The organism is Pseudomonas sp. Root569 (genome assembly GCF_001427465.1).
Classification (GTDB): domain Bacteria; phylum Pseudomonadota; class Gammaproteobacteria; order Pseudomonadales; family Pseudomonadaceae; genus Aquipseudomonas; species Aquipseudomonas synxantha.
In genome coordinates, this window is sequence record NZ_LMGQ01000006.1 from 38634 (window position 1) to 59656 (window position 21023).

General features: G+C 66.6%; 14 protein-coding genes. 13 read left to right on the forward strand and 1 reads right to left on the reverse strand.

All coding sequences use genetic code 11. The features are described from left to right. The first annotated feature begins 28 nt into the window (after positions 1-28). The 13 genes from ASD70_RS06880 to ASD70_RS06940 are packed head-to-tail and all read left to right on the forward strand — an operon-like array spanning position 29 to position 19845. Positions 29-5482, forward strand: a complete 5454-nt coding sequence (locus ASD70_RS06880; RefSeq protein WP_056846008.1) for a non-ribosomal peptide synthetase — start codon at positions 29-31, stop codon at positions 5480-5482. Next, positions 5479-7218, forward strand: a complete 1740-nt coding sequence (locus ASD70_RS06885) for an ABC transporter ATP-binding protein (protein WP_056846009.1) — start codon at positions 5479-5481, stop codon at positions 7216-7218. Before ASD70_RS06880 ends, ASD70_RS06885 begins: the two co-directional genes overlap by 4 nt. Next, complete coding sequence (locus tag ASD70_RS06890) at positions 7215-8960, forward strand: ABC transporter ATP-binding protein (RefSeq protein WP_056846010.1); 1746 nt, start codon at positions 7215-7217, stop codon at positions 8958-8960. Before ASD70_RS06885 ends, ASD70_RS06890 begins: the two co-directional genes overlap by 4 nt. Further along, positions 8954-10057, forward strand: a complete 1104-nt coding sequence (locus tag ASD70_RS06895; protein ID WP_056846011.1) for a saccharopine dehydrogenase NADP-binding domain-containing protein — start codon at positions 8954-8956, stop codon at positions 10055-10057. The genes ASD70_RS06890 and ASD70_RS06895 overlap by 7 nt, the downstream gene beginning before the upstream one ends. After that, positions 10054-11088 carry a class I SAM-dependent methyltransferase gene (locus tag ASD70_RS06900; protein WP_056846012.1) on the forward strand — a complete coding sequence of 345 codons (1035 nt, stop codon included), beginning with the start codon at positions 10054-10056 and terminating at the stop codon, positions 11086-11088. The genes ASD70_RS06895 and ASD70_RS06900 overlap by 4 nt, the downstream gene beginning before the upstream one ends. After that, on the forward strand, positions 11085-12755 hold the full coding sequence (locus ASD70_RS06905) for a class I SAM-dependent methyltransferase (protein WP_056846013.1): 1671 nt from the start codon (positions 11085-11087) through the stop codon (positions 12753-12755). Before ASD70_RS06900 ends, ASD70_RS06905 begins: the two co-directional genes overlap by 4 nt. Next, positions 12752-13930: a cytochrome P450 gene (locus ASD70_RS06910; RefSeq protein WP_046072137.1), complete on the forward strand. Its 1179-nt coding sequence runs from the start codon at positions 12752-12754 to the stop codon at positions 13928-13930. The genes ASD70_RS06905 and ASD70_RS06910 overlap by 4 nt, the downstream gene beginning before the upstream one ends. After that, a complete protein-coding gene (locus ASD70_RS06915; protein ID WP_056846014.1) occupies positions 13927-15066 on the forward strand; it encodes a Gfo/Idh/MocA family oxidoreductase in 1140 nt (379 codons plus the stop codon). Before ASD70_RS06910 ends, ASD70_RS06915 begins: the two co-directional genes overlap by 4 nt. Further along, positions 15063-15782: a VOC family protein gene (locus tag ASD70_RS06920; RefSeq protein WP_046072136.1), complete on the forward strand. Its 720-nt coding sequence runs from the start codon at positions 15063-15065 to the stop codon at positions 15780-15782. The genes ASD70_RS06915 and ASD70_RS06920 overlap by 4 nt, the downstream gene beginning before the upstream one ends. Continuing rightward, a complete protein-coding gene (locus tag ASD70_RS06925) occupies positions 15775-17373 on the forward strand; it encodes a (2,3-dihydroxybenzoyl)adenylate synthase (RefSeq protein ID WP_046072135.1) in 1599 nt (532 codons plus the stop codon). The genes ASD70_RS06920 and ASD70_RS06925 overlap by 8 nt, the downstream gene beginning before the upstream one ends. Then, positions 17370-18116, forward strand: a complete 747-nt coding sequence (locus ASD70_RS06930; RefSeq protein ID WP_046072134.1) for a thioesterase II family protein — start codon at positions 17370-17372, stop codon at positions 18114-18116. Before ASD70_RS06925 ends, ASD70_RS06930 begins: the two co-directional genes overlap by 4 nt. Beyond that, positions 18113-18421, forward strand: coding sequence for an isochorismate lyase (locus ASD70_RS06935; protein ID WP_046072133.1), 309 nt, complete (start codon positions 18113-18115; stop codon positions 18419-18421). The genes ASD70_RS06930 and ASD70_RS06935 overlap by 4 nt, the downstream gene beginning before the upstream one ends. Then, complete coding sequence (locus ASD70_RS06940) at positions 18418-19845, forward strand: isochorismate synthase (protein WP_056846015.1); 1428 nt, start codon at positions 18418-18420, stop codon at positions 19843-19845. Before ASD70_RS06935 ends, ASD70_RS06940 begins: the two co-directional genes overlap by 4 nt. Here ASD70_RS06940 and ASD70_RS06945 read toward each other — a convergent pair. Then, a complete protein-coding gene (locus tag ASD70_RS06945) occupies positions 19733-20938 on the reverse strand; it encodes a XylR family transcriptional regulator (protein ID WP_056846016.1) in 1206 nt (401 codons plus the stop codon). The two genes, ASD70_RS06940 and ASD70_RS06945, sit on opposite strands and share 113 nt — an antisense overlap. Positions 20939-21023 lie beyond the last annotated feature (85 nt).

Here is a 21023-nt window from a genome sequence, read left to right on the forward strand (position 1 = left end):
ACCTCCCCTTATCCCAGGAGCTGTCCCCATGCCCGCCGCCAAACTGTTAAGCGAACTCAAGTCCCTGGGCGTCGAACTCTGGCCCCAGGATGGCCAACTCAAATTCCGTGCCCCCCAAGGCCTGCTGGACGCCGAACGCCTGGCGCAATTGCGCGAGCACAAGCAGCAGATCCTGCACCTGCTGCAAACCCAGGAGCGGCCCGAGGTGGTGGCCGACCCCTTGCAACGTCACGCGCCCTTCCCGCTCACCGATGTGCAGAATGCCTACCTGCTCGGCCGCCAGTCATCATTCGGCTACGGCAATGTGGCGTGCCACGGTTACCTCGAACTGAGCTGGCCGAGCCTCGACCCCCAGCAGGTGGAACAGGCCTGGAACCGCCTGATCGCCCGCCACGACATGTTGCGTGCGGTGATTGCCAGCGAAGGCTCCCAGCGCGTGCTGGCCGAGGTCGCCCATTACCCGCTGGCTGTCGCGGACTTGCGTGGCGCCACTGGCGAGCAGCACCAGCATGCCGTACAACAGATTCGCCAGGCCATGGAGCAGAAGCTCTACCCCACCGAGACCTGGCCGCTGTTCGAATTGCGCCTGAGCCGCAGCGACAGCGGCGACACCCTGCACTTTTCCATGGACTCCTTGATTGCCGACTGGGCCAGCGCGCAACTGCTGTTCAATGAGCTGGAGCAGTTGCTGCACGATCCCCAGGCCAGCTTGCCGCACCTGGACATCACCTTCCGCGACTACCTGCTGGCCGAACGCGGCCTGCTCGAAGGCAGCCGCCATCAGCGTGACCGTGACTACTGGCTGGCGCGTCTCGATGAACTGCCCCCGGCTCCGCAACTGCCGGCGCCCCTGAGCGGCGAAGACACCACAGTGCCACGCTTCCAACGCCACTCGGCGCACCTCGATGCGCAGCCATGGGCCGCCCTGAAAAGAGCCGCCAGCGCCCTCGGCCTCACTCCCTCCATCGTGGTGCTCAGCGCCTATGCCGGCACCTTGCAACGCTGGAGCCAGCAACCTTCCTTCAGCCTCAACCTCACGCTGCTCAACCGTTTACCGCTGCACCCACAAGTCAACCAGCTGGTGGGGGATTTCACCTCGGTCAGCCTGTTGCAGGTCAATGATCCCCAGGGCCAGGATTTCACTGCCCAGGCACGGCAACTGGGCAACCAATTGTTCGCCAACCTGGAGCACCGGCTGTTTTCCGGCATTCAAGTGATGCGCGAAATCGGCCGCCGTCGCGGCCGTGAGGCAGCCGCCATGCCGGTGGTGTTCACCAGTGCCATTGGCCTGGCGATTGAACCACCGGCCGCCAGCCAGCGCCGGGTCGGCCACGGCATTACCCAAACCCCGCAGGTGACCCTTGACTGCCAGGTGATGGACGACGCGAACGGCTTGCACATCCACTGGGACGTGCGCCAAGGCGTGTTCCCCGAAGGTTTGGTCGAGGACATGCAGCAGGCATTCGTTGCCCAATTGCAGTCATTGGCCCTCGACCCGGCCACCTGGGAACAGCCCATGCAAGTGCCGCTACCGGCCTGGCAACAGCGTGAACGCCTGGCCGCCAACGCCACCGACGCGCCGCTGCCCACCGGGCGCCTGCATGACGGCCTGTTGGCCATGGCCTGGGAACGGCCACAGGCCCTGGCGGTGGTCGACGCCCACGGCAGCCTGACCTACGCCGCCCTGATGGAGCGCGCCCTGGCAGTCGCCGCAGCCCTGGGCGCCGCCGGTTGCCGCGCCCAGGAACCGGTGGCGATCCTGATGCCCAAGGGCCGTGACCAAGTGGTGGCGGCCTACGGCGTGCTGCTGGCGGGCGCCGCCTACCTGCCGCTGGACAGCAACGCCCCCGCCGCCCGCCGCGACCGCGTACTGCGCAGTGCCAAGGTGCGGCATGTGCTCGGTCACTCCCAGGCCGTGCCAGACACGCCATTGCCCGAGGGTGTGCACTGGCATGCGGTGGATCAACTGGCAGCCGCTACGCCGGACTTGCCGGCACAGGACGCCAACCCCGACGACCTCGCCTATGTGATCTACACCTCCGGCTCCACCGGCGAGCCCAAAGGCGTGATGATCAGCCACCGCGCCGCCCTCAATACCGTGCAGGACATCAACCGGCGCTTTGCGATCAACGCTGCGGACCGGGTGCTGGGCCTGGCGCAATTGAGTTTCGACTTGTCGGTGTATGACCTGTTCGGCCCGCTCGCCGTGGGCGGCACCCTGGTGCTGCCCGACCCGGCACGGGGCGCCGACCCGTCGCACTGGGCCGAGCTGATACAGCGCCATCAGGTTACGCTGTGGAACTCGGTGCCGGCGCAGCTGCACATGCTGGCCCACTACCTGCAAGCCGAGCCGCGCCCCCTGGACAGCTTGCGCCTGGCGCTGTTGTCGGGTGACTGGATACCGCTGAACCTGCCACCACAACTGCAAACGCTGGTGCCGGGCCTGGCCCTGGTAGCCCTGGGAGGTGCCACCGAAGCCTCGATCTGGTCGAACCTGCACCCCATCGGCGCGATTGACCCGGCATGGCGCAGTATTCCCTACGGCCTGCCGCTGGCCAACCAGGGGTTCCGCGTGCTGGACAGCCAATGGCGCGATGCGCCGACCTGGGTGCCGGGCGACCTGTACATCACCGGGGTCGGCCTGGCCCAGGGTTACCTCGGCGACCCGGCGTTGAGTGAAGCGCGCTTCTTCGCTCACCCCCTCGACGGCCAGCGCCTGTATCGCACCGGTGACCGTGGGCGCTACCTGCCGGGGGGTGAACTGGAGTTCCTCGGCCGTGACGACGGCCAGGTCAAGATCCGTGGACACCGCGTGGAGCTGGGGGAAATCGACGCCGCACTGCTCGCCACCCCAGGCGTGGACAGCGCCGTCAGCCTGCTCAGCGGCGAGCTGCTGGCCTTCGTCACGGCGGCGCGCGTCGAACCCGAGCCGCTGCCGGGCACACCACTGCTGACGGCAGTGCAACGTTATGCCGACAGCCAGGTCGGCAACTTTGACGCGCAGCAGGTACGCGACTATCAGGCTGACCTCAACGCCGCCGCCTTGAGTTCGATGCTGGATGTCATGCTCAAGGCCCAGTTGTTCAGCGGCGCGCTGGCCGAGCCGGATGCAGCTGCCATCCTCAGTGCCTTGCAGGTGCAACCGCGCCATCACTGGTTGGTGCGGCGTTGGTTGCTGGCCTTGTGTGACGCGGGCCTGTTGCAGCGCGAACAATCCCGCTATCGCCTGCTGCATGGCGAGCCAACCCCGGCGCTGGCCTGGGGCCGGGTGGAACAGGCGGTGGCGTGCGGGCTGTGCAGCCAGGCGCTGCTTGACTACCAGCTCAACCATGTAGCGCAACTGCCGCAACTGCTGCGCGGCGAGGTCAACCCGTTCGATCTGTTGTTCCCCCAGGGCCAGCAAGACCTGGCGTTGCAGCTGTATGGCGGGGATGCGGTGGCCCGCTACAACAACCACAGCATCGCCGCGCTGATCAACCGGCTTGCCACCCACCATGACGGCGATGGCCCGCTACGCATCCTTGAAATCGGTGCGGGCACCGGGGCCACCAGCACGCCGGTGATCAGCCTGCTCGACGGCCTGAACGTGGATTACCTGTTCACTGACATGACCGCGTTTTTCCTGCCGGCGGCCAAGCAGCGCTTTGCCGATCACGCCTGGGTGCGCTACGGCGTGCTGGACATTGACCAGGATATTCGCCCCCAGGGCCTGGCCAGCAACAGCGTGGATATCGTGCTGTGCGCGGGCATGCTCAACAGCGTCAAGGACATCGACAACGCCCTCGGCCAGATCACCGAATTGCTCAGCCCCGGTGGCTGGCTGGTGTTCAGCGAACCGACCGGCGAATGGCCGCCGATCCTGCTGACCCAAGGTTTTATGATGACCCCGGCGGGCGACGACCACGACTTGGGCCGCAGCGGTTTGCGCGCTGCCGATATCTGGCAGGCACGGGTCCAGGCATTCGGCGGCGAATGCCTGCCGGCGCTGCCCCACGCCGACCACCCGCTGGCCGCCCTCGGCATGCGGGTATTCGCCGCACGCTTCAAGGCCGGGCTGCAACGCTTGAGCGTCGACAGCCTGCGCCGCGCCCTGGCGCAACGCCTGCCGGACTACATGCTGCCGGCGCACCTGCAAGTGCTCGACCGCCTGCCCCTGACCGCCAACGGCAAGGTCGACCGCAAGACACTGGCCAACTGGCGCCCCGCCATCGATGCACAGGCCGGCGGCAACGAAGCGGTGCCCAGTGACCCGCTCACCGCCGAGCTGTGCAGGGTGTGGGCCGAAGCCCTGGGCCTGGCGCAGATCGGCGCCGACGACAATTTCTACGAGAAAGGCGCCGATTCGCTGATCCTTGCCCGCGTTGCCGGCCAACTGCGTGAACAACTGCCCCAGGCGCACAGCCTGAGCTACGACACCCTGCTGCGGCAGATGCTCAACGAGCCGACTGTCAGCGCCCTGGCGCGCCTGCTCAACCACGATGAAAGCACCCCCACCGCAGCGGCGCCTGACCAGTCGCAGCGCGCCGCCCACAGCAACGCCCTGGTGGTGCCGTTCGGCGGTGGCGAGGTCGGCCCGGTACGGGTGATGTTCCATGCCGCCCTGGGCACCCTGGATTATTTCCAGCACCTGGGCCGTGCGCTCGCCGCCCAGCAGGCAGGGCCGGTGATTGGCTTTGCGGTGGCCGACACCGCGCAGTACCTGGCTTTGGAACCCAAGCGCCTGATCGAAAGCGTGGCCCAGGACTACGCCGACCGCTTGATCGCCGACGGCCATCAGCGCTTCCAGCTGATCGGCTACTGCCTTGGCGGCCTGCTCGCCACTGAAGTCGCACGGCGCCTGCTGGAGCGCGGCATGGAGGTGGTGGACCTGAGCCTGATCGACAGCATCCCGATGTTTATCGACACCGACGAAGAGCTGGCCTATGAGGCGATCTTCGTGCCCAACCTCAACCTCGACCCAGTCAAGACCGTGTTCGGCGCCCATATCGAAGACTACGACGTGTACCGCGCCATCGACCTGCTGATGGCCCGCGACAACCGGCGCGTGCCCGCCGGGGCCATGGCTGCCCTGGGCGGTGACCCGGGCCTGGAAGCATTGGCGCTGGCGGTCCGGCAACAATCGGCGCGCAGCCAGGAAGAACGCCTGGCCGAGTACGCCCGCCTGGCGTCTGGTCAGGCCGGGGTGCCGATCGGCCCCGAGCTGGTGCCGACGCTGTTCCGCGTTTGTCGCCACAGCATGCGGGCGGCGCGGTTCGACCCACCACCGTTCCTCGGCAACATGACCTACCTGCGCTGTCTGGAGCAGCAATCGTTCGGCATTACCGGCGGTGTCGGCCACCTGGCGGCGCCGTTCTGGGAGGACGCCTGCCTGGGCCAGTTCAACTTGATCGACGTGCCCGGCAACCACTTCAGCGTGATCGAACCACCCCACGTGCACACCGTCACCGCGCACCTGCTTGAGGCCCTTCGGAAAAACTCATGACCACCGCCCTGAATACCCTAAAACGCCCGGTCAACCGCTTTATCCGCCTCGGCGTGGTGTTTGCCGCAGTCGGCGCGCTGGTCAACCTGGTGCCCTTTATCGGCCTCACTGAACTTGGCCGCTTGTTGCTCGCCGGCAACGCCGACAGCGCCACCCTGTGGCAGTGGGCAGCGCTGGTGGTGGTCGCCCTGAGCCTGGGCTGGATGGCCAGCGGCGCCGCGCTGTGGCTGACCCACCTGGCCGACCATCGCCTGCAATCGAGCCTGCGTGAGGCCATGGTGCGCAAGCTCGGGCGCGTGCCCTTGGGCTGGTACACCGACACCACTTCCGGCGCCGTGCGCAAGGTGGTGCAGGATGATCTCGAAGACCTGCACCATCTGGTTGCTCATCACGCCGTCGAAGTGACGGCGGCGATTGTCACCCCGTTGGCGGGATTGATCTGGCTGGCGACGTTGAACTGGCGTCTGGCACTGCTGGCGGTGCTGACCCTGCCGATCTATGCGCTAGCCTACAGCCTGATGATGCGCGGCTTCGGCACCAAGATGCAGTTGCTCGACAAGAGCATGACCCGGGTCAGCGCGGCGATTGTCGAGTTTGTCCACGGCATTGCCGTGGTCAAGGCATTCGGGCAGGTCGGACAGGCCCATCGCAGTTATCAGCAGGCGGTCAACCAGTTCAGCACCCAGTACGCCGGCTGGGTCAAGCCACTGCTGCGCCTGGAAGCCTTCTCGTCGATGGCCTTGAGTGTGCCGGTGATCCTGCTGGTCAGCCTGAGCGTGGGCAGCCTGTTACTGGCCCAGGGCTGGATCACGCCATTGCAGTTGTTCGCCGAAACCCTGGTGGCGGTGGTGATCCCGCAGTCGCTGCTGGTGATCAACCAGAGCCTTACTGCGCAACGCACCGCTCTCGCTGCAGCCGAGCGCATCGAAGCGCTGCTGGGCGTCGAGGAGCTGCCGACGCCCAAGGTCTGCGTACCGCCCCAGGGCAGCGACATCCGCTTTGAACAGGTGCAGTTCGGTTATGACCCCGCGCATATGATCCTCAATGGCGTTGACCTGCACTGCCCGGCCGGCAGCGTCACCGCGCTGGTGGGCGCGTCCGGCGCGGGTAAGTCGACCCTGGCCAAGCTGGTGCCGCGCTTTCACGACGTCAGCGCCGGGCGGGTCTGCGTGGGCGGTGTGGATGTGCGCGAGATTGATCCGCGCCAGCTGTATCAGCACGTGGGCTTTGTGTTGCAGGACGCGCAACTGGTGCACGGCACGGTGGCCGACAATCTGCGCCTGGGCCGCCCCGAGGCCAGCGATGCCGAGGTCGAGGCCGCCGCCCGTTCGGCGCAGATTCACCAACGCATCCAGGCCCTGCCCCGGGGCTATCAATCGGTGGTTGGCGAAGACGCGATTTTCTCCGGCGGTGAAGCCCAGCGCCTGTCCATCGCCCGCACGCTGTTGGCCGATACGCCGGTGCTGATCCTCGATGAAGCCACCTCCCACGCCGACCCCGAGTCCGAAGCCTTGATCCAGGACGCGCTGTCTGCCCTGGCCCGCGGTCGCACGGTGCTGGTGATTGCGCACCGCCTGGCGAGTATCTGCGGCGTCGACCAGATCGTCGTGCTCGACCAGGGCCGCGTCCTCGAAAGCGGCCGCCATGACCAACTGCTGCAGGCCAACGGCGCCTATGCCCGGCTGTGGCGCGCCGGCGCCGAAACCACCGCCCCCGACCTGGAGATGTCCTTGTGATCCGCAGCCTCGTGACTTTATTGGGCCCGGCCCATGCCGCACGCCTGTACCGCTACCTCGCCTGGCTGGTGACCAGTGCCGTACTGCAAGGCGTTGCCGTGGCGTTTTTGGTGCCGATCCTGCACGCGCTGTTTGCCGGCGACCTGCACAGCGCCTTCCATTGGCTGGCGGGCCTGGCGGCGATGGCGGTGCTGACCTGCATTGCCCACTACCAGCAGGCCATGAAGGGGTTTGCCCTGGCCCTGGTGGTGTTGACCACCCTGCATGATCGCCTCGGCCAGCACCTGGTGACCTTGCCTTTGGGTTGGTTCAATTCGGAGAAGGTCGGACGCCTATCGCGCAGTGCCACCAGCGGCACCCTGATGGTCACCGGCTTGTTTGCCCATTACCTGGGGCCGGTGGTGTCCGGCGTGGTGGTGCCGGCCACGGTGGCGCTGAGCCTGTTCGTGTTCGACTGGCGCCTGGGCCTGACGGCCGTGCTGTGTGCGCCGCTGATCTACTTCACCCATCACTGGTCGGCGGCGGCCATCGGCAGCAACGACGCGCGGGTAGAAGCCGCCGCGACCCTGGCCGGTAACCGCGTGGTGGAATTCGCCCGCTACCAGCAAGTGCTGCGCGCCTTTGGTCGCACCCAGGACGGTTACGCGCCATTGCAGGCCGCCAACCTGGCGCAGAAACACGCGGGCGGCTCGATGCTGTCCCAGACCTTTCCGAAGTTGCTGGCCGGTGGTTTGACCGTGCAGTTGGCGTTCGCGCTGCTGGTGGGCGTAGGCATTGCCCTGGCCGCCCACGGCGACATCGACGCCATCCAGTTGGTCGCCCTGCTGGCTCTGGCAGCGCGCTTTGTCGGGCCACTGGCCGAAGCGGCGGCGCGCAGCGGCCTGTTACGCATGGCCGGTAATGACCTCGACCAACTGGTGAGCATCCTGCGCGAGCCCTCGTTGCCGGAGCCGGCGGTGAGCCAACCGCTGACGGCGCCCGGCAGCCTGGCCTTTGACCAGGTCAGCTTCGCTTACCCCAGCGGGCCCAAGGTGCTGCACCGCCTGACGTTCAACGCCCCGGCCCATTCCATGACCGCGATTGTCGGCGCCTCGGGCTCGGGCAAGACCACCGTCACGCGCCTGCTGATGCGTTTTTTCGATGCCAGCGAGGGCAGCGTCAAGGTCGGCGGCGTGGACGTGCGCGAGCTGTCCAATGCCGCGCTGATGGCGCAATTGTCCCTGGTGATGCAGGACGTGTACCTGTTCGACGACAGCCTTGAGGCCAACATTCGCGTCGGCAGCTCGGACGCCAGTGCCGAACAAGTCGCCGAAGCCGCACGGCTGGCTGGCGTGGATGAAATCGTCGCACGCCTGCCCCAGGGCTGGAACACGCCAGTGGGCGAAGGCGGCGCGGCGCTGTCCGGGGGCGAACGCCAGCGCGTATCCCTGGCCCGGGCCCTGCTCAAGCGGGCGCCCATCGTATTGCTGGATGAAGCCACGGCGGCGCTGGACCCGCACAACGAAGCCTTCGTACAGGCAGCGATCCGCACCCTGATGCAAAGCTCCACGGTGCTGGTGATTGCCCATCGCCTGCCGACCATCATGGCCGCCGACCAGATCCTGGTGCTGGATGAGGGTTGCCTGGTGGAATCGGGCACCCATGCGCAGTTGCTGGCCCGCAACGGTCGCTACGCCGGGTTCTGGCATGACCGCCAGCGCGCCGGTGGTTGGCGCCTGAACGCCGAGGCCCAGCCATGCTGATCGGGGTGTTGGGCGCCAGCGGCGACGTGGGGCTGGCCAGCGCCCAGGCGTTGTTGACGCTGGGAGTCAATGAGCTGCGCCTGGGCGGGCGCGATGCCGTCAAGGGTGCGCACTGTGTGCAAGTGCTCCAGCAACAATGGCCACAGGCGCTCTTGCAATGGGTCGCGGCGGACTTCACCGACGCCAGGGCCTTGGCCGCGTTCGCCCGTGGTTGCGATGTGCTGCTCAACTGCGCCGGCCCGTCCTGGCGCGTAGAGGCGCGTGCCGCACACGCCGCGTTGCAGGCCGATGCCCATTACGTCGATGCCGCCGGCCACATGCACCTCGACCCGGCCCAATGGCGTGGCCGCTGCGCGGTGCTGGGTGCCGGCCTGCAACCCGGGCTCACTGGCCTGCTGCCGCGCTGGCTGGCCGAGCAGGCATTCACCCAGGTGCGCAGCCTGACCAGCTATTTCGGCTTGCGCGATCACTTCACCGCCGTGGCTGCCGACGACTTTTTGCAAGGCGCGGTGGACGGCAGCAGCGAACCGCTGGCGGCCTGGCACAACGGCCGCTGCAGCCGTGCACTGCGGCGTCAGCGTCAGGTGTCGGTGCCGTGCTTCCCCGGCCAGGTCCACCTGTTGCCCTACCTGAACCTCGAGGGCGAACGCCTGGCCATGGACCTGAACCTGGAGGTCGGCCAGTGGTTCAACGTGATCACCGATGGCTACGTGCTCAAGGCCCTCGACCAGGCCCACGGCCTGCCACGGGCCGACGCCGTGCAGCGCTTGTGCCAGGCCAGTCGCCTGGATCTGAGCGGGCAAGCGCCTTTTGTCACGCTGCTGCTGCAACTCGATGGCGTGTACCACGAGCAGGCCCTGACCCGCAGCCTGGTGCTCAGCGGCGCCGGCAATGCGGCGCTGACCGGTGCCATGGCCGCCGCCACGGTGATCAGCGTGGTGGAGGGCGAGATCCGGTCCGGCTGCCATGCAGCCGCCGAGGCCCTGCCCCCCGCCGCCAGCCTTGAACGCCTGCTGCGCACCTCGGCGATCCGCGCCCTGAACCTGCTGCACAGCCCGCTCGATCAACTGCATGCCGCCGAAGAAGGTTGCCTATGAACACCGCCCTGAACGAGTTGGAACATGTCAGCCTGGGCGTGATGGCCCAGGTGCTGCTGCACACCCAGGCTTTGCCGTTGCAAGCCTGGCACAGCGCCGAACAGATCAACGCAGCGCTGGGCACGGCTGCACGACATGCCTGGGTGGTGCGGCGTTGGCTGGCGGCATTGACCCGTGCGGGCATGCTGCGCGAAGACGGTGAACAGCTGGGTTGGCAAGCAACACCCCTCGATCCGCGGGTAGGTGAACTGCCGCGCCTGTATGCCGAGTTGGGCTTCCCGGCCACTATGGCGCGTCTGCACACCCAAGTCATCGAGTGCCTGCCCGAGCTGCTGCGCGATCAATTCACCCTCACCCACTTGCTGATGCTCGGCAGCGACCCGGTGAAGGCGCTCGGCGCCTACCAGCACAACCCTTTCACTGCGGCGATCAATCACGCCCTGGCCAAACGGGCGCAGCAAGTCAGCGCCGCTGGTGGAACGTTGCGGGTACTGGAACTGGGCGGCGGCGCCGGCTGCACCACCGACGCGGTGTTGGCGGCGCTGCAAGCGCGTGAAAAGGACTATCGCTTCACTGATATCAGCTCGCTGTTTACCGGCGCGGCGCAGCGTCAGTTTCGCCTCGAACCGGGGATGCAATTCGGCCTGCTCGACCTCGATCGCAGTTTCAGCGTCCAGGGTATTGCGCCCCACAGCCAGGACCTGGTGATCGCCGGCAATGTGCTGCACAACGCCCACGACCTACACGATTGCCTGGGGCAGATCCGCAGCAGCCTGGTCGATGGCGGCACCTTGCTGTTCAGTGAATCCATCGCCGACAACCCGGCGATGCTGACCTTCATGCACCTGTTGTTGTCGCCCCCCGCCGATGCACCGTTGCGCGCCAGCGATGAAGCCTTCATGGCACCCGACGCCTGGCACCTGGCCTTGCAGGCGGCCGGCTTTGAGATGCTCGAGGTATGGCCCGCCGCGGCGGAACCGCTCGCCGTCGCGGGGCAACGCTTGTTCCATGCCAGAGGAGTTTCAACATGAATGTCGACACCTTGCTGATCGACCTACCCGCTGCCTTTCCTTGGCATCTACCGGCCTTTACCGACCTGGGCGTGCATCAACAGGCCCCGGCCCGGTTGCTGGCGGTGCTCGAACGCCAGCGCCCGGCGGTGGTGGTGATGGGCGCCGAACAACTGGAACGCCTGCTGGATTTTCCCGGCCTGGCCTTGAGTGACCTGAGCCACCTGGAACAGGTGCTGTTCGTCAGCCCGCGCCCAAGCGACTGGCAACTGGCAGAACGCGCCGCGGCGCAACTCAATTGCCACGTACAGGGTTTTACCGATGACGGGCGCGAGTTGACCAGTGTCAAGCGTGAGCACCAGCGCTGGTGTGAGCGCGCCTTGGGGCATCCTGAGGTCAGCGCCGTCGCGCTGCATGGCCAGACTCTGTTCGCCGTGCCCCAGCCTTGCGCACCGGCAGCGGTGGACGATCATCTGGACGCGACCGGGGCCGCCGTCGATCAGCAGTTCAGCGCCACGCAACTGCACGACGCCGTGCAGTTGAACCAACGCTTGAGCCACGCCGCGTTGCTGTCGATGCTCAACGGCCTTGAGCAATGCGGCCTGCTGCCGGCGCCCCTTAACGACGTGGCGCAAAGCCTCGCCAACGCCGGCATCGCCCCTGGCCACCGGCCCTTGATCGCACGCTGGCTGGACGTGTTGCAGGCCGAGGATTTGCTGCGCCGCCAAGGCGACCATCTGCATCCCAGCCTCGACCCCAACGCCTGGAGCGACGCCAGCCTGGACGCTATCTGGGCACAACTGAGCCTGGACTGGGAACACAACACCGGCGGCTGCGCCACCCTCGACTATGCGCGGGATAATGCTCGCCAGTTGCCGGCGCTGATGCGCGGTGATTGCGCGGCGGTGCACCTGCTGTTCCCCGAAGGCCGTACCGAACGTGCAGCGGCGTTGTACCGCGAAAGCCTGGCGGCGCAGTACCAGCACCGCGCCGTGGCCCACTGGATCGGCGCCTGGGCGGCACGCCAATCAACTGAACCTTTGCGCGTGCTGGAGGTGGGGGCTGGTACCGGCTCCACCACCCAGGCCGTGTTGCCGGTCCTGGCGAATCTAACGGTGGACTACCTGTGCACCGACGTGTCGCGCTACTTCAGTGAACAGGCCGCCGAGCGTCTGCGCGCCTGGCCATGGGTGCGCCACGGTGTGTTCGATATCGACCGCCCCGCCGTGGCCCAGGGGTATCCCACCCAGAGCTGGGACCTGATCGTCGCCGGTGGCGTGCTCAACGCCGCCCGCGACACCCAGCGTTCGCTGTCCACCCTGCTGGCCTTGCTCAAGCCGGGCGGCTGGCTGGTATTCAGCGAGCCGACCCAGGAAGAATTCTGGGTCATGGCGTCCCAGGCGTTCATGCTCAACCAGGCCAGCGATGAGCGTGCGCTGGGCCGCAGCACCTTCCTCAACCTCGAGCAGTGGCAGACCGCCCTGGCCCGCGCCGGCTTCCAGGGCAATCGCAGCCTGCCCGCTGCCGATCACCCGTTGGCATGCCTGGGCCATCGAGTGTTCGTCGCCCAGGTGCCGAGCCAGCGCCTGAGCCGTGCCGCCTTGGCCGCCCACCTGGAACACCCCGACCTGCAGCTTGAACTGCTCGACCATTTGCCCGACCTGCCTAACGTCAAGGACTTGCCATGACCCCGCTGGCCTACCCCTTCAACGCCTTCACCGACCTGGAGCTGGCTGAACCTTACCGCCACGCCCAGCAGGCGCCAGGCCTGTTGCGCATCCAGATGCCCATCGGCGCGCCCGCCTGGCTCGCCACTCGTTATGACGATGTACGCCTGGTGCTGGGCGACCGGCGTTTCAGCCGCAGCGAAGCGTTCCGCCGCGACGACGCTCCACGGGCGTTCCCGCGGATTGCCGGAGGCATTGTGATGATGGACCCGCCGCAACTCACACGTATCCGCTCCCGCGCCGCCCAGGCGTTTACCCGGCGCCGCGTCGAAGCCTTGCGCCCCCATGCCCGGGCCTACGCCCATGAATTGATCGACCGCATGCTCGCCGCCGGCCCGCCAGCGGACCTGGTCAATGACTATGCCTTGCCGCTGCCCCTGGGGTTGATCTGCGAACTGCTCGGCGTGCCGCTGCAAGACCGCGAACGCTTCAAGCTGTGGAACGACTCGCTGCTGTCAACCCGCCCCGAAGACGCCGCTCTGACCCAGCAACACCTGGGCGAACTCGCGGCCTACATCAAGGGCTTGGTGGCCGAGCGCCGCCGCCAGCCACAGGACGATTTCATGACTGCCCTGGCCCAGGCCGATGACAACGGCGAGCGCCTGAGCGAAGAGCAACTGCTGCTGTTGTGCATCGCCATCCTTGTCGCCGGCTACGAAGGCAGCGCCTCGCAGATCCCCAATTTCATCCAGGTGCTGCTGGACAATCCCGCACAGTGGCAACAGCTCAAGGCCCATCCCGAACAGATCCCCCAGGCGGTGGAAGAGCTGCTGCGCTATATCCCGTTGGCATCGGCGGCAATGTTTGTGCATTACGCCCTTGAAGACATTCAGGTGGGTGAGACTTTGGTACGCCAGGGCGAGGCAGTATTCGCCTCGATTGGCGCAGCCAACCATGACCCGGCGCGCTTTGCCGATCCACAGACCCTCGACCTGCAACGCGATGCCAGCGGCCATTTCGGCTTCGGCCATGGCCTGCATCACTGCATCGGCTCTGCCCTGGCGCGGGTGGAATTGCAGGAGGCCTTGCAGGCGTTGGTGGAACGCCTGCCCAACCTGCAACGCTGCGGTGAGGTGCAGTGGAAAACCGCGACGTTCTTTCGCGGCGCCCATTGCCTGCCGGTGACCTGGTCATGAGTGGCGCACGTAAACGCGTGATCGTCGCCGGCACCGCGTTCGGCCGCATCTACCTGCAAGCCCTGGCCCGTGCCCATGAGCGCTATGAATTGGTGGGCATCCTGTCGCGGGGCAATGCCTACTCCCAAGCCTGCGCCGACTACTACGGCGTACCGCTGTATGAGGCGGTCGAGCAGGTGCCCAATACGGTAGATATCGCCTGCGTGGTGGTGCGTTCCGGCGCCACCGGAGGCGCCGGCAGCGAACTGGCCCAGCAGTTGTTGCGCCGTGGCATCCACGTGTTGCAGGAACACCCGGTGCACCACCGCGAAATCGCCGCGTGCATGCAGGCAGCACGCCAGGGCCAGGCAGCCTACGCGGTGAATACGCTGTACCCGAATATCCTTGCGATCCGCCGCTTTCTGGCGGTGGCCGCGTACCTGCGCGAGCAACAAGGGCTGGCCTATATCGACGCGGCCTGTAACAGCCAGGTGGCCTACCCCTTGCTGGATATTCTCGGGCGCCTGGCCGGTGGTTTACGGCCCTGGGCATTTGCGGCGCCGGCGGCCAGCGTCGGTGCGCAGCCCTTCACACGATTGAACGCCAGCTTCAATGGCGTGCCGATCAGCCTGCGCGTGCAAAACCAGGTGCATCCCCAGGACCCCGACAACCACTCGTTCCTGCTGCATCGCCTTGAAGTCGGCTGTGAAGGCGGCGTGCTGAGCCTGTGCGATACCCACGGCCCGGTGTTATGGAACCCGCGCCTGCATGCGCCACGGGACGACACCGACCGCCTGATCATGGCAGGTGAAGGCAGCGAGCGGCTGGCCGGGCCGAGCATGGTGGTGCTCGACCCGCAGATACCCGCCAGCTATCACCAGGTGTTCAGCGACCTCTGGCCCGACGCGGTCAGCCTCGCCCTCGACGCACTGTGCGACGACATCGACGAGCCGGCGCGGCGCCTGCGCAGCGGCCTGTGGGCCACCGAGGTGTCGATGGCCTGGCGCGAGATGAACAGCCTGATCGGGATGCCCGAATTAATTGAACCGCCGATTCCCCGGGCATTGCCGCTGGCCGAGCTGCACCGCTGCGCCGACGCTGTGCAACCCCCTCGCGCTGACCCTGGCGCGCAACTGTTGGGAGCCCTGCCCTTGTGAACACTACCCAATCCCGCTCGTCCTGCAGCCATGTGCTGCTGTGGGTGCGCGACCTGCACCAGGCCGTGGCGAACTTTCGCTCCGCCGGGTTCGAGGTCACCTACGCCACTGCCGAGGCCCGTGCCCAACACGCGCATATCTGGTTCAGCCATGGGCCGATCATCGAGTTGCTCACTACGCCTCGCCACGCCTGGCTGTTCAAGTGGCCCATCGACTGCCTGGCCGGCCGAGGTGCCGGGCAGCGCATGTTGCGTTGGGCCGCCCACGGCGAAGGCTTCTGCGACCTGGCCTTGCTGTGCGATGAGCAACTGCTGGCGCCGCGCCTCAAGGGTCTCGCGGCCTGCGGCGTGGCCATGGGCCGGGTGGTGAAGTGGCAGCGCACCTGTGCGGACGGCAGCCAGACGCGCTTTCGTTTCGTCTACCCGCGCCATGCGCGCCTGCCGTTCCTGGTCACGCCCTACACGCCTTCCCAACATCCGGAGCGGTTGATCCACCCCAACGGCGCCACCGGGCTGGCGGCGATTCGCCTGGGGGTCAGCCCTGCCGACCGCACCGCCCTCGACCTGCTGGCGGGCGACGACCCGATGTTGCACCTGCATCCGGCTGAGTTTACCGGCGTACAGGCGGTGCAAATCGCCGGCCTGACGCAACCGCTGACCCTGCACGGCGCCCAGTTGCTGGGTTGCCCGACTGCCCAAGGAGATTTCCATGCTTGATGGCTGCACTGACTGGCCCGAAGACTTTATCCGCCGCTACCGCGAGCAAGGCTATTGGCAAGGCGTGCCCCTGGGCCAACTGCTGCGCGAACAATCCCAGCGCACACCGCAGCAGGAAGCCTTGGTGGACGGCAATCGACGCTGGAGCTACGCCGAGCTGGACCAACAGGCCGACCGACTGGCCGCCGGCCTCGCCGAACGCGGGCTGGTCGCCGGCCAGCGGGTGCTGGTGCAACTGCCCAATATCGCCGAGTTTTTCAGCCTGACCTTCGCCCTGCTGCGCCTGGGGGTGATCCCGGTGTTTGCGCTGCCGGCCCATCGCGAACATGAACTGGAACACCTGGCGCACCTGAGCCAGGCGGTGGCCTATGTGATTGTCGACCAGCACCTGGGCTTCGATTACCGCCCGCTGGCGCGCACCCTGCGTGAGAAGGTGCCGAGCTTGCAACAGGTGTGGGTGGTGGGCGCGCCCGAGGAGTTCGTGGGCCTGGCCGATTGCGTCGCCGCGCCCCGCCAATTCCCCACACCGGACGCCCGGGACGTCGCGGTGCTGCTGTTGTCCGGCGGCACTACCGGCCTGCCCAAACTGATCCCACGCACCCATGACGACTATGCATGCAATGCCCGGCTGGCGGCCCAGGCCTGCGGTTTTGACGGCCACACCCGTTACCTGGCAGCGCTGCCGGTGGCGCACAACTTTCCGCTGGCCTCGCCTGGCGCGCTCGGGGTGTTCAGTGTCGGCGCCACCCTGGTGCTGGCGCCGGAGCCGAGCCCGGACACCGCCTTCGAACTGATCGAACGCGAACGCATCACCCACACCGCCTTGATCCCGCCGCTGGTATTGCTGTGGCTGGAAGTCGCGCAATGGTCCGACCACGACCTCAGCAGCTTGCAATGGCTGCAAGTCGGCGGTGCGCGGCTCAAGGCCGAGATCGCCGCCCGCATCCGCCCGGCCCTGGGCTGTGGCCTGCAACAGGTGTACGGCATGGCCGAAGGCTTGCTGTGTTTTACGCCGCTGGACGACCCCGAGGAACGAGTCTTCGACACCCAGGGCCTTCCCCTTACGACGGCGGATGAGATCCGTATCGTCGATGCCGACGATGTACAGGTGGCGCCCGGCGCCGTGGGGGAATTGCTGGTGCGCGGGCCCTACACCATCCGTGGCTATTACAACGCCGCCGAGCACAACCAGCGGGCGTTTACCGCCGACGGGTTTTATCGCAGCGGCGACCTGGTCCGGCGCCTGCCCGAGGGGCATTTGATTGTCGAGGGGCGCAGCAAGGATGTAATCAACCGCGGCGGCGAGAAGATCCCGGTGGAAGAAATCGAGAACCTGCTGCTCGGCCATCCGCTGATCCGCGATGTGGCGCTGGTGGCCCTGGCCGACGAGTTGCTGGGCGAACGCAGTTGCGCCTGCGTACTGGCCCACGGTGAACCCTTGGACCTGGCCTCGATCAACGCCTGGCTGCGCGAGCGTGGGCTGGCGGCCTACAAGTTGCCGGACCGCTTGCAGGTGCTGCGCGAGTTCCCGCTGACGCGCCTGGGCAAGGTCAACCGCAAGGCCCTGGCTGAACAGGTATTGGCCTCATGAGCCCGTGGCTGCGCGCATTGCGTGAAAGCGAACAGCCCCGCGCACGCCTGGTGTGCCTGCCCCATGCCGGTGGCAGCGCGAGTTTTTTCCGCCCGTGGCTGGCGCACCTGCCGGGGGATATCGACCTGCTGGCGGTGCAGTATCCCGGTCGGGAAGAGCGCTTCAACGAGGCGCATATCCCGTGCCTGGCGAGCCTCGCCGAACACATCAGCCAGGCGTTGCTGGCCTTGCCTGCGCGGCCCCTGTGGCTGTTCGGCCACAGCATGGGCGCGGCGCTTGCCTATGCCGTGGGCATACAGCTTGAAGCCGCCGGCATGGGGGCCGCCCACGTATTTGTCTCGGCCCACGCACCACCGCACCGGCAACCGCCCAGCGACCTGCACCGCCAGGACGACACCACGCTGATCGCCGACATCCTGCGCCAGGACGCCCAGGCCGCCGACCTGTGGGCCAACCCGCAGTTGCGTGCGCTGTTCCTGCCGGTGTTGCGCAGCGACTACCAGGCCATCGAGACCTGGCGCCCCGCCCACCTGCTGCCCTTGGCCGCACCGCTCGATGTGCTGTTGGCGCACGACGACGCCGAGGTCAGCCTGGAACAGGCCCGCGCCTGGGCCGACCTGAGCCGCCACAGCCCGGATATCCGCTGGTTCGACGGCGATCACTTTTACCTAAAGCATCAGCCGCGACCGGTGATCCACCACCTGTTGCAGCGCAGCGCCTACCTTCAGGAAGACTCACAATGAAAACCCCGGAACACTGCACTGGCCTTCACGACATCCGCCACGCCATCGACAGCCTCGACCAGCAGATCATCGACGCCCTCGGCCTGCGCATGCAGTACGTCAAGGCCGCCTCAGCGTTCAAGCCGGACCAGGCCAGTATCGCCGCCCCGGAGCGCGTCGCAGCGATGTTGCCCCAACGCCGGCAATGGGCGCAGGACGCCGGGCTGGATGGCGAATTTATCGAAAGCCTGTTCAACCAGATCATCCACTGGTACATCGCCGAGCAAACCGCGTTCTGGCTGCACAAAAAGAGCAAGGCGGTATGAACGCTACCGACTTGCTCAAGGTGTTCCAGGCCGCGCACCAACGGGCGGTGGCGTACCAGCGCCCAGTGATTGCCGTCAGCGCCTACCCCGCGCCGACGCTGGCGCCTTTGGCGCTGTATGCAGCCCATCGACAGGGCTTCTTCTGGTGCGCACACTCGCCAGACCTGAGCCTGTTCGGCCTGGGCTGCGCCTGGCAGATCGAAGCCATCGGGCCCCGGCGCATGGCCGAAGTGGATCGCCAATGGTTTGCATTGTGCGCCGATGCATTGGTGCAGGGGCCCTACCCGCCGTTGCTACTGGGTGGCATGCGCTTCGATGAACAGCAACCCTGTGCGCCCCACTGGGCACCGTATGCCGACGCCAGTTTCCACCTCGCCCACTGGTTGCTCAGCGAGGACACCACAGGCCGCTGGCTGCGTTGCCAGCGTGTGGTCGAGCCGGGCAGCGATCCTGCTGCATTGGTGCACGAAAGCCTGGCCGTCTACGAACAGTTGCTCAACCCCGCCCCCCATGTAACCTCTACACCCGATGTGCTGGAGCGCCGCGCACTGCCCCGGCATCAATGGCAGGCCAAGGTCGACACCGCGCTGCACACCATCGCCGGGGGTGAGTTGAACAAGGTGGTGCTGGCGCGGCATATCGACCACCATCTGGACGCCACCCTCGATACCGGCACGGTGATGGGCCGCCTGCACGAGCGCCGCAACGCCTCGCACCTGTTCGCCATCCACCGTGGCGAGCACTGTTTCATGGGCGCCACGCCAGAGCGATTGCTCAGTTGCGACGCGGGCCGCCTCACCACCCACGCCCTGGCGGGCAGCACCCGTCGCGGGCTCTGGCCGGATGAAGATCAAGCCCTGGGTGAGCGGCTGTTGGCCGACCCCAAGGAACAGCATGAACATCAGCTGGTGGTGCAGACCATCACCCAGGCCCTGCACGACAAGGTCACCGACCTGCACGCCGCGCCGCGCCCTGGCCTGTTGAAACTGGCCACCGTGCAGCATCTGAGCACGCCCATCACCGCGCAACTGAATGTCGGCAAGCGCCTGCTCGACGGCGTCCAGGCGCTGCACCCCACCCCCGCCGTCGGCGGCTTGCCCAGGGCAACGGCGCTGGGCTTTATCCGTGAACACGAAGGCTTCGACCGGGGCTGGTACGCCGCGCCGGTGGGCTGGCTGGACGCCAATGGCAACGGTGACTTCCTGGTGGCACTGCGCTCGGCCTTGATCACGCCGAGACACTGCCATGCCTTTGCCGGCTGCGGCATTGTCGAGGGCTCGCTGCCGGCCAACGAATACGAAGAAACCCAGATCAAGCTGGCAAGCATGCAGCAGGCGCTGCAACTGGCCTGCCCTGCTGATACTGACGTGGCGTACAGCCAAACTCACGACGAAACACCGTATGCAAGTATTGCGCAGAGGTGAAACCGCAACTGGCGGCGATGTCGGCAATGGCCAGGTCCTGGTTCTCCAGGCCCTTGGCGGCAGCGGCGAGTTTGAAACCGAGGATTTCGTCATGCACGCTGCAGCCGCGCACCTTGCGAAAGTGCGCTTCCAGGGAAGAGCGTGAGACGCCGACATAAGCGGCAACCTGGTCGGTCTTGATGCCCTGGCAAGCGTACTGCCGGATAAACAGCAACGCCTGCATCACATAAGGGTTACCCAGGGGCTGATGCAGGCTGGAGGCCTGCACGTTGATCGCATCCGGCGGCACCAGCACCTGCGTGCCGGTGCAGGGCTTGCCATGCAGCATCTGGTGCAGCAAGGCCGCAGCGGTACGGCCCATGGTCTCGGTGCCCTGGATCACCGAACTCAGCGGCACCCGCGTAAGGGTGCGGGTCAGTGGGTCGTTGTCGATACCGATCAACGCCACTTGCTCCGGCACGGCAATCCCGGCGGTCAGGCAGGCTTGCAGCAATTGCCGGGCGCGGGCATCGGTCACGGCGATAATGCCGATAGGCTTGGGCAAGCTGTGCAGCCAGGCAATCTGCTGCTCCACCGCGCTGTCCCACAACGGCGCGCTGGTGCCCAGGCCGCGATAGATCTCCACCTGCAAACCATCGCGTTGCATCAAGCGGCGGAAGGCTTTCTCACGCTCCTGCGCCCAACGATTGGCCTGGGCCTCGGGCAGGCTGAAACAGGCAAACCGCGTCAGCCCGGCCTCGATCAAATGCTCGTAGGCCAGCTTCATCAAGGCGTGGTTATCGGTGGCGACATAGGGAATGCCCTTGGGGTACGCGCTGACGTCCTCATAAGAACCACCCACCGCCACCACCGGTATCCGACTCCCAGCCAGCGCCTCGCCGATCAGCGGGTCATCGAAGTCGGCAATGATGCCGTCCCCCTGCCAACGCTCGATACCGCGCAGACGGCAAAGAAAATCCTCCTCCAGGAATAGGTCCCAGGACGCGCGGGTACTGCTCAGGTAATTGCCGATACCGGTGATGATGCCGCGGTCGTAGATTTTGCTGCCGTTGAAGAGCAAGGCGATGCGGTGCACGGGCGGTAGGGTTTTCATTGTTTTTGTCCTGGGGCCGGTGGGTGCAGATTAGGTCTATGTACTACGGACGCCTAGCTACATTCAAATCGATGTCGTATCCCGG

Bases quoted from the DNA above. Each gene is read 5' to 3' on its own strand.
- ASD70_RS06880 (WP_056846008.1), top strand. From the start codon at position 29: ATGCCCGCCGCCAAACTGTTAAGCGAACTCAAGTCCCTGGGCGTCGAA.
- ASD70_RS06885 (WP_056846009.1), top strand. From the start codon at position 5,479: ATGACCACCGCCCTGAATACCCTAAAACGCCCGGTCAACCGCTTTATC.
- ASD70_RS06895 (WP_056846011.1), top strand. From the start codon at position 8,954: ATGCTGATCGGGGTGTTGGGCGCCAGCGGCGACGTGGGGCTGGCCAGC.
- ASD70_RS06900 (WP_056846012.1), top strand. From the start codon at position 10,054: ATGAACACCGCCCTGAACGAGTTGGAACATGTCAGCCTGGGCGTGATG.
- ASD70_RS06905 (WP_056846013.1), top strand. From the start codon at position 11,085: ATGAATGTCGACACCTTGCTGATCGACCTACCCGCTGCCTTTCCTTGG.
- ASD70_RS06910 (WP_046072137.1), top strand. From the start codon at position 12,752: ATGACCCCGCTGGCCTACCCCTTCAACGCCTTCACCGACCTGGAGCTG.
- ASD70_RS06915 (WP_056846014.1), top strand. From the start codon at position 13,927: ATGAGTGGCGCACGTAAACGCGTGATCGTCGCCGGCACCGCGTTCGGC.
- ASD70_RS06925 (WP_046072135.1), top strand. From the start codon at position 15,775: ATGCTTGATGGCTGCACTGACTGGCCCGAAGACTTTATCCGCCGCTAC.
- ASD70_RS06930 (WP_046072134.1), top strand. From the start codon at position 17,370: ATGAGCCCGTGGCTGCGCGCATTGCGTGAAAGCGAACAGCCCCGCGCA.
- ASD70_RS06935 (WP_046072133.1), top strand. From the start codon at position 18,113: ATGAAAACCCCGGAACACTGCACTGGCCTTCACGACATCCGCCACGCC.
- ASD70_RS06940 (WP_056846015.1), top strand. From the start codon at position 18,418: ATGAACGCTACCGACTTGCTCAAGGTGTTCCAGGCCGCGCACCAACGG.
- ASD70_RS06945 (WP_056846016.1), bottom strand. From the start codon at position 20,938: ATGAAAACCCTACCGCCCGTGCACCGCATCGCCTTGCTCTTCAACGGC.